At 60.5% G+C, this 15,464-nt stretch carries 13 protein-coding genes; 2 read left to right on the forward strand and 11 right to left on the reverse strand.

Features of this window, described 5'->3' with window-relative positions:
* The first annotated feature begins 201 nt into the window (after positions 1–201).
* Positions 202–411 (forward strand): cold-shock protein, encoded by a 210-nt coding sequence (locus D8U69_RS20170; protein WP_007954750.1) that lies wholly within the window; start codon positions 202–204, stop codon positions 409–411.
* A gap of 121 nt (positions 412–532) precedes the next feature.
* Here the strand turns inward: D8U69_RS20170 and D8U69_RS20175 are convergent, their stop codons facing one another.
* The 4 genes from D8U69_RS20175 to D8U69_RS20190 form a co-directional block, all read right to left on the reverse strand.
* Positions 533–910, reverse strand: a complete 378-nt coding sequence (locus tag D8U69_RS20175; RefSeq protein ID WP_130907989.1) for a hypothetical protein — start codon at positions 908–910, stop codon at positions 533–535.
* A 75-nt stretch (positions 911–985) separates the two neighbouring features.
* Entirely contained in the window at positions 986–1,795 is an 810-nt protein-coding gene (locus tag D8U69_RS20180) for a putative RNA methyltransferase (protein WP_130907990.1), read from the reverse strand.
* Positions 1,795–2,946, reverse strand: a complete 1,152-nt coding sequence (gene dapE, locus D8U69_RS20185) for a succinyl-diaminopimelate desuccinylase (protein WP_056856258.1) — start codon at positions 2,944–2,946, stop codon at positions 1,795–1,797. The genes D8U69_RS20180 and dapE overlap by 1 nt, the downstream gene beginning before the upstream one ends.
* A 200-nt stretch (positions 2,947–3,146) precedes the next feature.
* Positions 3,147–5,738, reverse strand: a complete 2,592-nt coding sequence (locus D8U69_RS20190) for a glycosyltransferase (protein ID WP_130907991.1) — start codon at positions 5,736–5,738, stop codon at positions 3,147–3,149.
* A 264-nt stretch (positions 5,739–6,002) separates the two neighbouring features.
* On the opposite strand from D8U69_RS20190, the gene tcdA reads away from it, so the two are divergent.
* The gene (tcdA, locus tag D8U69_RS20195) at positions 6,003–6,821 is read left to right on the forward strand and encodes a tRNA cyclic N6-threonylcarbamoyladenosine(37) synthase TcdA (protein WP_056856256.1); all 819 of its coding nucleotides are present in this window, start codon (positions 6,003–6,005) and stop codon (positions 6,819–6,821) included.
* Between the two features lie 117 nt (positions 6,822–6,938).
* Here tcdA and D8U69_RS20200 read toward each other — a convergent pair whose 3' ends face one another.
* The 7 genes from D8U69_RS20200 to map form a co-directional block, all read right to left on the reverse strand.
* Complete coding sequence (locus D8U69_RS20200; RefSeq protein WP_130907992.1) at positions 6,939–7,343, reverse strand: SufE family protein; 405 nt, start codon at positions 7,341–7,343, stop codon at positions 6,939–6,941.
* Positions 7,340–8,545 (reverse strand): cysteine desulfurase, encoded by a 1,206-nt coding sequence (locus D8U69_RS20205; protein WP_056856254.1) that lies wholly within the window; start codon positions 8,543–8,545, stop codon positions 7,340–7,342. Before D8U69_RS20205 ends, D8U69_RS20200 begins: the two co-directional genes overlap by 4 nt.
* A 137-nt stretch (positions 8,546–8,682) precedes the next feature.
* A complete protein-coding gene (gene dapD / locus D8U69_RS20210) occupies positions 8,683–9,717 on the reverse strand; it encodes a 2,3,4,5-tetrahydropyridine-2,6-dicarboxylate N-succinyltransferase (protein WP_056856253.1) in 1,035 nt (344 codons plus the stop codon).
* A gap of 32 nt (positions 9,718–9,749) precedes the next feature.
* Entirely contained in the window at positions 9,750–10,112 is a 363-nt protein-coding gene (locus D8U69_RS20215; RefSeq protein ID WP_130906376.1) for an ArsC family reductase, read from the reverse strand.
* 129 nt (positions 10,113–10,241) lie between these two features.
* Positions 10,242–11,444, reverse strand: coding sequence for a succinyldiaminopimelate transaminase (gene dapC / locus D8U69_RS20220; RefSeq protein ID WP_056856251.1), 1,203 nt, complete (start codon positions 11,442–11,444; stop codon positions 10,242–10,244).
* Between the two features lie 159 nt (positions 11,445–11,603).
* Entirely contained in the window at positions 11,604–14,306 is a 2,703-nt protein-coding gene (locus D8U69_RS20225) for a [protein-PII] uridylyltransferase (RefSeq protein ID WP_056856250.1), read from the reverse strand.
* Between the two features lie 41 nt (positions 14,307–14,347).
* Positions 14,348–15,130: a type I methionyl aminopeptidase gene (gene map / locus D8U69_RS20230; protein WP_130907993.1), complete on the reverse strand. Its 783-nt coding sequence runs from the start codon at positions 15,128–15,130 to the stop codon at positions 14,348–14,350.
* Positions 15,131–15,464 lie beyond the last annotated feature (334 nt).

Here is a 15,464-nt window from a genome sequence, read left to right on the forward strand (position 1 = left end):
GCCAAACACAAGACGGCGGAACGGGGAACGGGTCATACGGCTTCTGCGTGAGTGAGTAAAACCAAGCAATTGCTCGGGAGGGCCGTAGTGTGCCGGATTCGTCGAAAATCGGCAAAAAAGCAGTCAACCATTCTGTAGTTGAGAGTTTTTGTGTCTGTCATATACTCGGCCGCTCAAAATAAAAACAAAGGGGGTACTGACATGGCAACGCGCGAAACCGGCAACGTGAAGTGGTTCAACGACGCCAAGGGTTACGGCTTTATTCAGCGCGAAGACGGGGTGGACGTGTTCGTGCATTACCGTGCGATTCGCGGTGAAGGCCACCGCTCGCTGACTGAAGGCCAGCAGGTCGAGTACGCGGTGGTGGAAGGGCAGAAGGGGTTGCAGGCTGAGGATGTTGTAGGCCTGTGATGATCGTTCCCACGCTCTGCGTGGGAATGCCTCAACGGACGCTCTGCGTCCGCTTTGGGACGCGGAGCGTCCCGGGCTGCATTCCCACGCAGAGCGTGGGAACGATCATGCGGGGGCGGAATCAGGCGGTTTTCCAGGTGATCTCTTCTTCACCATCGGCGCTGATGCGAATCCAGCGATCCGCCGTTTCCTCACCTTCTTCCTCGACCCAAGTCCCCGGCGCGCAACGCACTTCGACGTTCAGTGCGGCAAATGCGGCGCGGGCGCAGGCGATGTCGTCGTCCCATGGGGTCTGGTCGCTTTCCAGGTACAGGCTGTTCCACTTGCCAACGGCTTTCGGCAGCCAGGTCACTGGCACGTTGCCGGCCTTGCACTTGTAGGTCTGGCCTTTCTGGACCCAGCCGGTACACGGGCCCAATGCCGCTGTGAGCCAGGCCGAAATGGCTTTGTGATCGACGTCGGCGTCTTTCAGGTAAATCTCTATATCGGGTTGGCGCATGGATGTCCTCACTGCGGGTCTGAAAAATCCATTCGCGGATTTAGCCGGCCCCGGGCACTCGCCCGGAACCAAAAGTTATTGAAGAACGAAATAATCGTAGCGCATCGATACGGTGGTCTCGAACGGCTCGGCCTGTTCGATGACCGCCGTGCGACGCTCGGCACTGGCACGCCAGCCGTGAGGCGTCATCGCCAGCAGGTTGGCGCGGTCCTGCGGCTTGTCCAGGGTCAGTTTGAACGTCAGCGTCTCACTGTGTGCCAGCGCCATGCCTTGCGGCACCAGGTCCAGATGCTTGTCGTCAATGTATTCGCGGACTTCGTCGTACAGCCGCTCGCGCAATTCCATCAGGTGGCCGCTGGTCGGGCCGACTTTCATCAGGCCGCCGCCGGGGCTGAGCAAGCGTTTGGCTTCTTCCCAGTCCAGCGGGCTGAACACGCTGGCCAGGAACTGGCAGCTACCGGAAGCCAATGGCACTCGCGCCATGCTGGCGATCAACCAGGTCAGTTTCGGATTGCGTTTGCAGGCGCGTTTGACGGCCTCCCGGGAAATATCCAGGGCGTAGCCATCGGCACCCGGCAAGGCTTCGGCGATTTGCGCGGTGTAGTATCCCTCGCCACAGCCGATGTCGAGCCAGCGCTGCGGCGCATAGCCCGCCGCCAATTCCGCCAGGCGCCTGGCCACCGGCGCGTAATGCCCGGCGTTCAGGAAGTCGCGGCGCGCTTCGACCATGGCCTGGTTATCCCCAGGGTCGCGGCTGTTCTTGTGCTGCACCGGCAACAGGTTCAGGTAACCCTGACGCGCACGATCGAAACGATGCCCGGCGGGGCAGGCCACGCCATTGTCCACCGCGTTCAGCGGTTCACTGCAGATGGGGCAAGCAAGCATCAGGCGAGCAACTTGATCAGGGTCTGGTAATAGATTTCGGTCAACACATCGAGGTCGGCCGCCAAAACGCGTTCATTGACCTGGTGGATGGTCGCGTTGACCGGCCCCAACTCAACCACTTGCGTACCCATGGTCGCGATAAAACGCCCGTCGGAAGTGCCACCGCTGGTGGAAGCCTTGGTTTCACGGCCAGTGATGTCCTTGATGCTCGACGACACCGCGTCCAGCAGCGCGCCGGGTTCGGTGAGGAACGGCAGACCCGACAGCGCCCAGTCGATGTGCCAGTCCAGGCCATGCTTGTCGAGGATGTCGGCGACGCGCTTTTGCAGGCCTTCGACGGTGGACTCGGTGGAGAAGCGGAAGTTGAACACCGCCACCAGATCACCTGGAATCACGTTGGTCGCGCCGGTGCCGGAGTTGACGTTGGAAATCTGGAAACTGGTCGGCGGGAAGAAATCGTTGCCGTGGTCCCAGTGCTCGGCGGCCAGCTCGGCCAGCGCCGGGGCGGCGAGGTGGATCGGGTTCTTCGCCAGGTGCGGATAGGCCACGTGACCCTGGACGCCGCGCACTGTCAGCTTGGCGCCGAGGGAGCCACGACGGCCGTTCTTGACCACGTCACCCACCAGGGCGGTGCTCGACGGTTCGCCGACGATGCACCAGTCCAGGCGCTCCTTGCGCGCCGCCAGGCGCTCTACCACTGCCTTGGTGCCGTGGTGTGCCGGGCCTTCTTCGTCGCTGGTGATCAGGAACGCAACTTTGCCCTTGTGATCCGGGTAGTCGGCGACGAAACGTTCGGCCGCCACGGTCATCGACGCCAGGCTGCCTTTCATGTCCGCCGCGCCGCGGCCACAGAGCATGCCGTGTTCGTCGATCACCGCGTTGAACGGATCGATCTGCCACGCGGTCACCGGACCGGTCGGGACCACGTCGGTGTGACCGGCGAAGCACAGCACCGGGCCATCGTGTTTGCCGTGGGTGGCCCAGAAGTTATCCACATCTTCGATGCGCATCGGTTCGAGTGCAAAACCGGCATCGCCCAGGCGCTGCATCATCTGCTTCTGGCAATCGGCGTCGACCGGCGTCACGGACGGACGGCGAATCAGGTCGATGGCGAGTTGAAGGGTCGGCGAAAGGTCGGCGTGGGCCGTCATGGAAAACTCCGAAAGCTGTAAATGTGTAGGAGCAAAGCTTGCTCGCGATGAACGGTGATCAGGTTTTTCTGTAACACCGAGTCGCGCCCATCGCGAGCAAGCTTTGCTCCTACAGGGCGTAGGGGCTGGCCCCGCAAAATGGCGGTTATCTTAAAGCAAAACGGCGACCATTGGCCGCCGTTTAGTGCATCCGCAAAGATTTAGACGGCAGGTGCCGTTTGCGTCTCTGGCGCCGGTTTAGGCAAGGACGACAGGAACGCCATGATCAACGCCGCCAGATACGGCAGCGATTGCACAAGCAACATGGCCACCCAGAAGCGCATGTCGTTGCTCGGCATGCCATTGACCAGGAAGATCCCCAAGGCAGCGCCCCACAGCAGCAGCATGATGAACACCTCTTCCCGGGCTTCCGAAATCGCCACCCAGAGCCCGTGGTTGTCGGCATTTTTCGGGGTGCGGAAGAACGGAATGCTGCTGGTGAAGAAACCGTACAACACCGCTTTGGCGATGGTGTGCGACAACGCCAGCCCGGCCAGCGCCGCGCAGAACGCATCCTTGAGGTTCACGCCAACGGCGCGACGGTAAAGGAAGATGATCTTGCCGACCTTGAATACGAACAGCGCCAATGGCGGGATCGCGAAAATCAGCAGCGGTGGATCGACCCGTTGCGGCACGATGATCATCGCCGCCGACCACAACAACGCGCCAACGGTGAAGAAAATGTTCATGCCGTCCGCCACCCACGGCAACCAGCCCGCGAGGAAGTGGTAGCGCTGACCGCGGGTCAGCTCAGTGTCCTTGCCGCGCAGCAGGCTGGCGGTGTGACGCTTGATGATCTGAATCGCACCGTAGGCCCAGCGGAACCGCTGTTTCTTGAAGTCGATGAAGGTATCGGGCATCAGGCCTTTGCCGTAGCTGTCGTGGTAATACGCCGCCGACAGGCCTTTTTCGAACACGCGCAGACCCAGTTCGGCGTCTTCACAGATGCACCAGTCGGCCCAGCCCAGTTCTTCGAGCACCGAGCGCCGCGTCATGGTCATGGTGCCGTGCTGGATGATCGCGTCACGGTCGTTGCGGGTGACCATGCCGATGTGGAAGAAGCCTTTGTATTCCGCGTAGCAAAGCTTCTTGAAAGTGCTTTCGTTCTGGTCGCGGTAGTCCTGCGGCGACTGCACCACGGCGATCTTCGGATCGGCGAAGTGCGGCACCATGTGCTTGAGCCAGTTCGGGTGCACGCAGTAATCGGAGTCGATGACCGCGATCACTTCGGCATCCTTGGCCGTGTGCGGAATCAGGTAATTCAACGCGCCGCCCTTGAAACCGGCCAGAGGCGCGACGTGGAAGAACTTGAAGCGCGGGCCGAGGGTCTCGCAATAATCGCGCACCGGTTCCCAGACCGCCGGGTCCTTGGTGTTGTTATCGATGATCAGGACTTCGAAGTCCGGATAATCGAGATTGGCCAGGGCGTTGAGGGTCTGTTTGACCATCTCCGGCGGCTCGTTGTAGCAGGGCACGTGGATCGAGACTTTTGGCCGGTAACTGGAATCACCCACCACCGGCAGGAATTCCCGGCGCCGTTTGTGAATCCACACCGCTTCAGCCAGCTCGTGAGCCTCGGTCAGCAGCACGATAAACACCCCGAGCGCGCCAAGGGCGAGCAAAAAGCCGACCGTCAGGCTGAACCAGGTGCTGTATTGCTGGCTGTAGTCATAGCCGATCCACACCAGTACCGAACCGCAAAGGAACGCGATAAAGGTCAAGAAGGTACGGCCACGCTGGCGCAGGGCCGAGCCGTCGATCATCAGCAAGGTAAGCGACAGCAGGGCCAGGACGACCGAACCGATGGCCAGTACGCGCCATTGCGGGATCGCGACCACCGGGCCTTCGAAGTTGAATTTCTGCTGGCGCGCAGCGTTGAACACGCCCCAATAAGCGCCCACCGAGCCTTCGTCACTGGCTTTCCATGGTTGGTCAAACGCTTCGATGACGAAGTAGTTGAAACCCTGGCGGTTGAGTTTGTTGACCAGTGTGCGCAGGTAGATCGCCTGATCCGCCGGCGACGCATCGGCACCGCCGCGCATGCGGCCGTTGCTCGGCCAGCCGACTTCGGACAGCAGCAACGGTTTTTTCGGGAACATCTTTTTCAGGTCGCGGGCACGGTCGAGGACGAACTGCCCGGCCTTGTCCATCGGGATGAATTCCCAATAAGGCAGGACGTGAGCGGCGATCAGGTCAACGTGCTTGGCCAGTTCCGGGTGTTCTTCCCACACGTGCCACTGCTCGGAGGTGGTCACCGGCACTTTCACGGCAGCACGGACGCGATCGAGGATCACGCTCAGTTCTGCTGCGGTGATTTCCTTGCGGAAGATCGCCTCGTTGCCGACCACCACGCGAACCACACTGCGCGAGGAGTTGGCGATTTCGATGGCGCGGGTGATTTCCCGTTCGTTGCGTTCCTGGTCCGGACTGATCCAGATCCCCAGGGTTACCCGCAGGCCGAACTCTTCCGCCAGTTTGGGGATGTTCTCCAGCGTACCGTCGACCGAGTAAGTACGGATGTTGTCCGTCAACTTGCTCATGATCTCCAGGTCGCGACGCATTTGATCGTCGGTCGGGTACTGCTCTTTCTGTGGGAATTGGCCTTGCTGAAACGGCGAATACGAGAAGCCGGAGATCTGTTCAGGCCAGTTGGGAGCGGTCACCGGGCGATTGATCAGCGCCCAGAAGCCGGTAAACAAGGCGGCGATGGCGAGTACCACCACCAGGTTGAGTCCAAATTTACGCGATGACATAGCTATTTCGGGTTCCAAAGACTGTGGAACAAATAAACGGTCGGCGGCCGTAGAAGGGCGCGCATCCTACACTGGCGGTTCACTGAACGTACACCGGACAGGGAAATGCCAGACGTTGGGCAATCCAAGTCGGTTTAAGTTCTTTGGTTAGAGCGCGTCAGGTAAATCTTCGTTCGATGTAGTTTTTCCGGAAGATGTCCGTTCATAGCGTAATGATGCTCTTGACCGTCGGTGGCCCTATAATGCGCGCCGGTTTTTAGGGTAATGGTCATGAGTACAGAAGATCCGCGGTTTGCTGGCATCGCCCGTTTGTATGGCATCGAAGGCCTTGAACGCTTGAAAGCCGCCCATGTGGCGATTGTCGGCGTCGGCGGCGTCGGTTCCTGGGCGGCGGAAGCCATGGCCCGGTGTGGTGTAGGCGAAATATCGTTGTTCGACCTCGACGACGTCTGCGTCAGCAATGCCAACCGTCAGTTGCATGCACTGGACAGCACTGTCGGCAAACCCAAGGTCGAGGTGATGGCCGAGCGCCTGCGCGGGATCAACCCGGATTGCACGGTGCATGCAGTGCCTGACTTCGTTACCCGTGACACCATGGCTGAATACATCACGCCGAACATCGACTGCGTGATCGATTGCATCGACAGCGTCAACGCCAAGGCAGCGCTGATCGCTTGGTGCAAACGCCGCAAAATCCAGATCATCACCACCGGCGGTGCTGGCGGGCAGATCGATCCGACGCTGATCCAGGTCTGCGACCTCAACCGCACCTTCAATGATCCGCTGGCCTCGAAAGTCCGTTCCACCTTGCGCCGTGACTACGGCTTCTCCCGCACCGTAACCCGCCACTACAGCGTGCCGTGCGTGTTTTCCACCGAGCAACTGCGCTACCCGAAACCGGACGGCAGTATTTGTTTGCAGAAGAGTTTTGTCGGTGAGGGTGTGAAGCTCGACTGCGCCGGTGGTTTTGGCGCCGTGATGATGGTGACGGCGACATTCGGCATGGTCGCGGCGACCAAGGCTGTGGACAAGATTGTGGCGGGTGTGCGGCGGCCGGCGGATCGGGTCAAGCCTGAAGTTTGATCGGCGTGGCCGATGGCCCCATCGCTGGCAAGCCAGCTCCCACAGGTATTTCAGTGAGTTCACTTGATCTGTGAGCGGCATAGAACCCTGTGGGAGCTGGCTTGCCAGCGATAGCGATTAACCAGCCAACTCATTCATCCGTTGCAGTACGGCATTCAAGCCATTACTGCGCGACTGCGACAACTGTCGACCCAGCCCCAATTGATTGAACCAGTCGTGCAAATCCACCTGCTGCAGCTCAAGCGCCGACAACCCGTTAACCCGCGCCAACAACAACGCCACCAATCCACGAATCAATCGCGCATCGCTGTTGGCGCTGAATTGCCAGTGCTCGTCGCGTAATTCACCCACCAGCCACACTTGGCTTTCACAGCCGTGCACACGGTTGGCATCACACATTTGCGCATCGCTCAACGCGGGCAGGCGTTCGCCCCACTGCATCAGCAGGCGCGCCCGCTGTTCCCAGCCGGCCGCGTTTTGAAAGGTTTCGAGTGCCGTCACGGCATCGGCAGGCAGGTTCATCGCAACAGCTCCAGCGCTTGATCCAGTGCTTCAAAGAACCGCTCCAGATCTTCGGAATCGTTATACAACGCCAACGACACCCGAATCGCCCCGGCCAGATGGAAGCTCTTGAGCAACGGCATGGCGCAGTGATGACCGGCGCGCACCGCGATCCCTTGTTCGGTCAGCAAGTGCGCCAAGTCAGAGTTATGCACACCTTCGACAGTAAAACTGACCAGTGCCAACTGTGGCTTGCCCAGCAAGTGGACGCCATTGCGTGCAGCAAGGCCTTTGAGCAGATAGTCGTGCAGCGCCGCTTCATGGGCGGACACCGCGTCCTGATCGAGAGCGGCGAGATAGTCCAGTGTCGCCCCAAGACCGATCACACTGGCGATCGGTGGTGTCCCGGCCTCGAATCCCAATGGCGCCGGGCGAAAGCGTGCGTCGTGGTAGTTGGCGTCCAGTACCATCTCGCCGCCGAACTGCCAGGGGCGCAGTCGTTGCAACGCTTCATTGCGACCGAACAACGCACCGAGGCCATCGGGGCCGTAGAGCTTGTGGCTGGAAAACACATAAAAGTCGCAACCCAGCGCCTGCACATCATGGCGACCATGGACCACGCCTTGCGCGCCGTCGACCACGGTCAAGGCGTTGTGCGCCTTGGCCATTGCCAGCAGCGCAGGCAAAGGCTGCCAGGCGCCGATCACGTTGGACAATTGGCTGACGGCCAACAGACGCGTGCGCGGACCGATCAAGCCGGTGGCGGCTTCAAGATCGATCACACCGTCGGCATCCAGTGGCAGGACCACCAGTTTCAGCTCACGGCGGTGCGCCAGTTGCTGCCACGGCAGCAGGTTGGCGTGATGCTCCAGGGCGCTGATGACAATCTCGTCGCCCGGATGGAATAGATGCTCCAGGCCATAAGCCAGCAGATTCAGCGCGGACGTCGCGCCATGGGTAAAGATGATCTGCCCGCTGTCGGCGGCATTGAGCCATTGCGCGACTTTGCGGCGGCTGTCCTCGAACGCCTGGGTGGCGTGGGCGCCGGGCAAATGTTGTGCCCGATGCACGTTGGCTGCGCCGTTGGCATAGTAATGCGCCAGGGCATCCAGCAGGGCTTGAGGTTTTTGCGTGGTGGCGGCGTTGTCCAGATAAGTCTGGCCTTGCCGTTGCAGGGCGGCGATGGCTGGAAAATCGGCGCGCCAGGGAGAGGGAATCAGCATGTTATCGGGCCCTGGTGAACATGGGCGGGGTTACACCGCACTACTGTGGGAGCAAAGCTTGCTCGCGATGGGGCCTTTGGACCGCCAAAAGCATCGCGGGCAAGCCATGCTCCTACAGAGGGGCGATGATGCGCTGCTTAGTTGTGAGCGTGCAGCGCTTCGTTCAGTTCGATAGCCGATTTGTGGGTTTTGCATTCCACAGCGCCGGTTTCCGAATTGCGACGGAACAGCAGGTCGGCCTGGCCGGCCAGTTCACGAGCCTTCACCACTTTGACCAGTTGGTTTTTCTCGTCCAGCAGCGCCACTTTGGTACCAGCGGTCACATACAGGCCGGACTCAACGGTATTGCGGTCACCCAATGGAATGCCGATACCGGCGTTGGCGCCGATCAGGCAGCCTTCACCGACCTTGATCACGATGTTGCCGCCGCCCGACAGGGTGCCCATGGTCGAGCAACCGCCGCCCAGGTCCGAACCCTTGCCGACGAACACGCCAGCCGAGACGCGACCTTCGATCATGCCCGGGCCTTCGGTGCCAGCGTTGAAGTTGATGAAGCCTTCGTGCATCACGGTGGTGCCTTCGCCCACGTAGGCACCCAGACGCAGACGCGCCGCGTCAGCGATGCGCACGCCGGCCGGTACCACGTAGTCGGTCATTTTCGGGAACTTGTCCACCGAGAACACTTCCAGCAGCTCGCCACGCAGGCGCGCTTCCAGTTGGTGTTCGGCCAGTTCGCCCAGGTCGATCGCGCCCTGGCTGGTCCAGGCCACGTTCGGCAGCAACGGGAAGATGCCAGCCAGGTTCAGGCCGTGCGGCTTGACCAGACGATGGGACAGCAAGTGCAGCTTGAGGTACGCCTCAGGGGTCGAAGACAGTTGCGCGTCTTCAGCCAGCAAGGTGGCGACCAGTGGCTTGTGGCTCTCGGCCAGACGGGTCAGCAGGGCAGCCTGGGCAGCGTCGACGCCTTTGACGGCTTCGGCCAGTTGCGAGGCCTGAGCCGTGGTGAATGCGATGGCCTGATTGCCTTCGCTGTAGCCCAGGATCGGCGCGATGGCGGCGACCAGTTCGGCCGACGGGTTGAGCAACGGCTGCGCGTAGAACACTTCCAGCCATGCGCCTTCACGGTTTTGAGTGCCGACACCAAAGGCCAGGCTGAACAGGGTAGTGGACATGTTGATACCTCTAACAAATTGAAACGGGCTGCTTACTTGAGCGCGGCCGCGTAGATATCTGGCTTGAAGCCAATCAGGGTTCGGTCACCGAGATCGAGCACCGGGCGCTTGATCATCGAAGGTTGTGCGAGCATCAGTTCAATGGCTTTCGACTGGTCGAGATCGGCTTTGCGTTCGTCGTCGAGCTTGCGAAAGGTCGTGCCTGCGCGGTTCAACACCACTTCCCAGCCGTGCTCGTTGCACCATTGGGTCAGGTGTTCCCGGTCGATTCCGAGCGCCTTGTAATCATGAAAGTCATAGCTGACAGCGTGTTCATCGAGCCAGGTGCGCGCCTTTTTCATGGTGTCGCAGGCTTTGATGCCGAAAAGGTGCAACGTTTTACTTGAAACGGTCAAGGAATTGCCCCCTTTACAGGTGCTGGAGAAAAAAGGTGACGGATTATGCCATGACCGGACGGTTTCGCGTCGGCCGGGCTCGGGTTTGTCTGCGGCCCGGACAGCATTGCGCTGTTCGGGCCGTTGACTTTACAGGCGATGGCGAATGATGAACGCTCGAATCCGTTCTGCCGCTTCGACACACTCCGCCAACGGTGCAACCAATGCCAGGCGCACACGCCCCGCACCCGGATTGGCGCCATCGACTTCACGGGACAGATAAGAACCTGGCACCACCGTTACATGTTCCTGCGCGAACAAATCACGACAGAACGCTTCGTCATCACCCTCGACGTTCGGCCACAAGTAAAAACCACCGTCCGGGCGCTGCACATCCATGACCGGGCTTAAAATCTCCAACACCGCATCATATTTCTCGCGATACAGCGCACGGTTGGCGCGCACATGCACTTCGTCGTTCCATGCGGCAACGCTGGCCAGTTGCGTTTGCACCGGCATCGCGCAGCCGTGATAGGTGCGATAGAGCAGGAAGCCTTTGAGAATGTCGGCGTCACCTGCGACGAAGCCCGAACGCAAACCAGGCAAGTTGGAACGCTTGGACAGGCTGTGGAACACCACGCAACGCTTGAAGTCCTTGCGACCCAGTTCCACGCAGGCGCTGAGCAGGCCCGGCGGAGGGGTTTGTTCGTCGAAGTACAGTTCGCTGTAGCACTCGTCGGCGGCGATCACGAAGTCGTATTGGTCGGCCAGGGCGATCAGCTTCTTCAGCGTGTCGACCGGGATCAATGCACCAGTCGGATTGCCTGGCGAGCACAGGAACAGGATCTGGCAGCGTTTCCAGATGTCTGGCGACACAGCCTCGAAGTCCGGATTGAAGCCATTCTCGTCCAGGCATGGCAGGTAATGCGGCTTGGCCCCGGCGAGGAACGCTGCGCCTTCGTAGATCTGGTAGAACGGGTTCGGACTGACGACCAGCGCGTCATCGCCACGGTTGACCACGGTCTGGGTGAATGCGAACAGCGCTTCGCGAGTGCCGTTGACGGGCAGCACGTTGCGCGCCGGATCGATCCAGCCGTCGGGCACGCCGAAACGCCGCTCGCACCAGGCGGCGATGGCTTCACGCAGCTCCGGCACACCGAGGGTGGTCGGGTATACCGCCATTTTTTCCAGATTGCTGGCCAGGGCTTCGGCAACGAAGCTTGGCGAACGGTGCTTCGGTTCGCCGATCGACAGCGCGATAGGGCGTTTGTCGGGGTTGGGTGTGACGCTGCCAAGCAGGGCGCGGAGTTTCTCGAACGGGTAGGGCTGGAGCTGGGACAGAGCGTTGTTCATCGATAAATCTCGTTCGGTGTTGGGGCGGCGCTGATCCCTGTAGGAGCGAGCCTGCTCGCGATGGTCGTCAACGATGACACTGGGAGGCTGACACCCCGTGGCGTCCTCGGGTCCATCGCGAGCAGGCTCGCTCCTACAGAGGGGCGGGCCGTTGTTAAGTCAGATGCTGATGCGCGACAGTTTGATATCGGGTTCCTGATTGACGCTCAACTGCTCGACGATCGCATCCTGCAACCGGCTGCACAGCAGCGGGTCGGACAGCGGATGGTTGTTGGCGTCGGTGATGAAAAACACGTCTTCCACGCGCTCGCCGAGGGTGGCGATCTTGGCGTTCTGCAGCGACAGGTCGAACTCCAGGAAAATCGTGCCGATGCGTGCCAACAAGCCGGGACGATCAGGTGCGGTCAGTTCCAGCACGGTGACCGGGCGCTGCGCATCGTTGTGGATCGTGACTTGTGGGGCAAAGGCGAAATGCTTGAGCTGGCGCGGCACCCGACGCTGGATGATGGTCGGGTAGTTATCCGGATTGCGCAGGGCTTCGGTCAAGCCGTCGCGGATCTGCTTGACCCGAGCCGGGTTGTCGCCGATCGAGTCGCCGTCGGTGTCGAGCACGATGTAGGTGTCGAGGGTGAACTGGCTGCTGGAGGTGATGACCCGGGCGTCATGGATGTTCAGGTTGAGCTGGTCCATTGCGGCCACGGTCACGGCAAAGAAGTCGTGCTGGTCCGGTGCATAGATGAAGATCTGCGTACCGCCCTCGAATTCCCGCTGGGTGGTTTCCTTGATCAGCACCAACGGCCCGCCATCTGCCGGCTGCTGGAGGATCGCATCGCTGTGCCAGGCGACATCGCCGGCGGTGTGACGCAGGAAATAGTCATCGCCCAATTGTGCCCACAACTGCTCGACGTCATCCGGATCGGTACCGCCGCGTACCAGAATGTCCAGGGCGGCGCTCTGGGTCTGGCGAATCTGCTCTTCGCGATCCACCGGGTTCTCCAGGCCGCGACGCAGCGCACGCTTGGTCTCGGTGTAGAGCTGGCGCAACAGGCTGGCGCGCCAGGAGTTCCACAGCGTCGGGTTGGTGGCATTGATGTCGGCGACGGTCAGCACGTACAGGTAGTCGAGGCGGGTTTCATCGCCGACGGTCTGCGCGAAATCGTGGATCACCTGCGGGTCGGACAAGTCCTTGCGCTGGGCGGTGGTCGACATCATCAAGTGGTTCTGGACCAGCCAGACGATCAGGCGGCTGTCCCACAGCGGCAACTGGTGGCGCTGGCAAAAGGCCTCGGCGTCCACGGCACCGATGTCCGAATGATCACCATGCCGGCCCTTGCCAATGTCGTGGTACAGCCCGGCCATGTAGATCAGCTCCGGCTTGGGCAGCTTGGCCATGAGCTTGGCGGCCAGCGGAAATTTTTCCGATACCTGGGTGTACTGCAACTTGCGCAGGTGTTTGATCAGGTTCAGCGTGTGGGCATCGACCGTATAGATGTGAAACAGGTCGTGTTGCATCTGCCCGACGATGAAACCGAACTCCGGCAAATAACGCCCGAGGATGCCGTAGCGGTTCATCCGGCGCAGGTTGCGATGGATACCGATCTTGCATTTGAACAGCTCGATGAACAGGCTGGTGTTGCGGATATCGTTGCGGAAGTCGTCGTCGATCAGATGACGATTTTCACGCAGCAGGCGAATGGTGTCGGCGCGTACGCCTTTGATTTCCGGCTGCTGCGCCATCAGTACGAAGATTTCCAGCATGGCGAACGGTGTGCGGCGGAACACATTGTCGTTGCGCGCCTCGATGTAGCCGTCGTGCAACTGGAATCGCGAGTTGATCGGTTGCGGCGGCGCCTCATCCTCCGGCGCGAGGATGACTTCCTCGAAGTGCTGGATGATCAGGTCGCTGAGCTGGGCAATGCTCATGACCACGCGGAAATACTGCTGCATGAAGTTTTCGACGGCTTGCTTGGCGTCGTCACCTTCAAACCCCAACAGACCGGCGATGGTGCGCTGGTGGTCGAACAGCAGGCGGTCTTCGGCGCGACCGGCGAGCATGTGCAGGGCGTAACGCACCTTCCACAGAAATTCCTGGGAAGAGGCAAGCAGGGCGTTCTCGCTTTCGACCAGGAAACCTTCTCCGGCCAAGGCACGCAGGTTCAGGGTGCCGTACTCGCGACGGGCGAACCATAGAATCGTCTGGATATCACGCAAGCCGCCGGGCGAACCCTTGACGTTGGGTTCCAGGTTGTATTCGGTGTCGTTGTATTTGTGGTGGCGGGCCTTCTGCTCGGCGCGCTTGGCCAGGAAGAAGTCCTTGCTTGGCCACATGTGCGCGGTGCTGGTGACGTCAAGCATGCGCTGGCGCAGATGTTCGGGGCCGGTAATGGTCCGGCTCTCCATGAGATTGGTCACCACCGTCAGGTCGGCTCGGGCCTCGACGGCGCATTCGTCGACTGAGCGAACGCTCTGACCCACTTCCAGGCCAATGTCCCACAGCAGCGTCAGAAAACGCTCGATGGAATCACGGAAAACTTCGTGGTCGGCGCTGTCGAGCAAAATCAACAGGTCGATATCGGAATAGGGGTGCAATTCACCACGGCCGTAGCCGCCGACCGCGACCAGCGCGATGTCGGCGTCTTCACTCCAGTCGAACTGTTCCCAGGCCTTTTGCAGGATGTTATCGACGAACCAGGCGCGATCCTCGATCAACCGACGGATATCCCGGCCGCTGCGAAAACGTGCATCGAGCACTTCGCGGGCCTGACGGATGGCCTTCTTGAAAGCAGCGATAGGGCTTGCCTTCAGGGCCAGTTCAGCCTGGAACTGGCCGCGGTCGAAGAGTTCGGGGTCCACCTGCGGCATCGTTTGGCTTTCCTTTCTATAGGCTGGGTACGGTAACGGGATCAGGCCGAGACGCGGGGGATGGTGTCATCGCTGCGCAGGGTGAAGATCTCGTAGCCGGTTTCGGTCACCAGCAGGGTGTGTTCCCACTGAGCCGAGAGCTTGCGGTCCTTGGTGATCGCGGTCCAGCCGTCGCCCAGCACTTTGGTGTCGGCGCGACCCTGATTGATCATCGGCTCGATGGTGAAGGTCATGCCGGCCTTCAGTTCCATGCCGGTGCCGGCGCGGCCGTAGTGCAGGATCTGCGGCTCTTCGTGGAACACTTTGCCGATACCGTGGCCGCAGAACTCGCGAACCACCGAGAAGCCGTTCTTTTCAGCGTGCTTCTGAATCACTTCACCAATATCGCCCAGGCGGCAGCCGGGTTTGACCAGTTCGATGGCCTTGTACATGCATTCCTGAGTCACCTGGGACAGGCGCTCGGCCCAGACCGGCACCGTGCCGACGTGGAACATGCGGCTGGTATCGCCGTGGTAACCGTCCTTGATGACGGTGACGTCGATGTTCAGGGTGTCGCCATCCTTCAGCGGCTTCTCGTTCGGGATCCCGTGGCAGACCACGTGGTTGATCGAGGTGCAGATGGATTTAGGAAAGCCCTTGTAATTGAGCGGGGCCGGAATGGCCTTCTGCTCGTTGACGATGTAGTCGTGGCAGATGCGGTCGAGTTCTTCGGTGGTCACGCCCGGTTTGACATGTTCGGCAATCATTTCCAGCACATCGGCGGCCAGTTTGCCGGCGATGCGCATTTTTGCGATGTCCTCGGGAGTTTTGAGGGTGACGGTCATACAGGCTCTCTCTGCGCTCGATGGCGCTTTCTTTACGAAAAGGGCGTTGCGCGATCGATCTTCGCAGCCCTGAAAAACGCGATTCTATCAGACGATCAGCGCAAATCCGCGCCTCTGTGCATCGCTTCTCTCTATAGAATGGTGCATTCTGGGCGGATTCCAAGGGCAGGAGTGCCCTGGTCGCCAGGTTTTCAGAATCCGGGTTCCGTTTTTCCCTGCCCTGTGATATAAAATGCGCCGCTTTCCGGGGATGCCCCGAAAAGCCTAAATCCACACACGTGTCGACACGATGACCTGGGTGCCTTCAGCTGATGCTGCTGGTTGGTCATTGGGA

Source organism: Pseudomonas sp. Sample_16 (assembly GCF_004307665.1).
Classification (GTDB): Bacteria; Pseudomonadota; Gammaproteobacteria; order Pseudomonadales; family Pseudomonadaceae; genus Aquipseudomonas.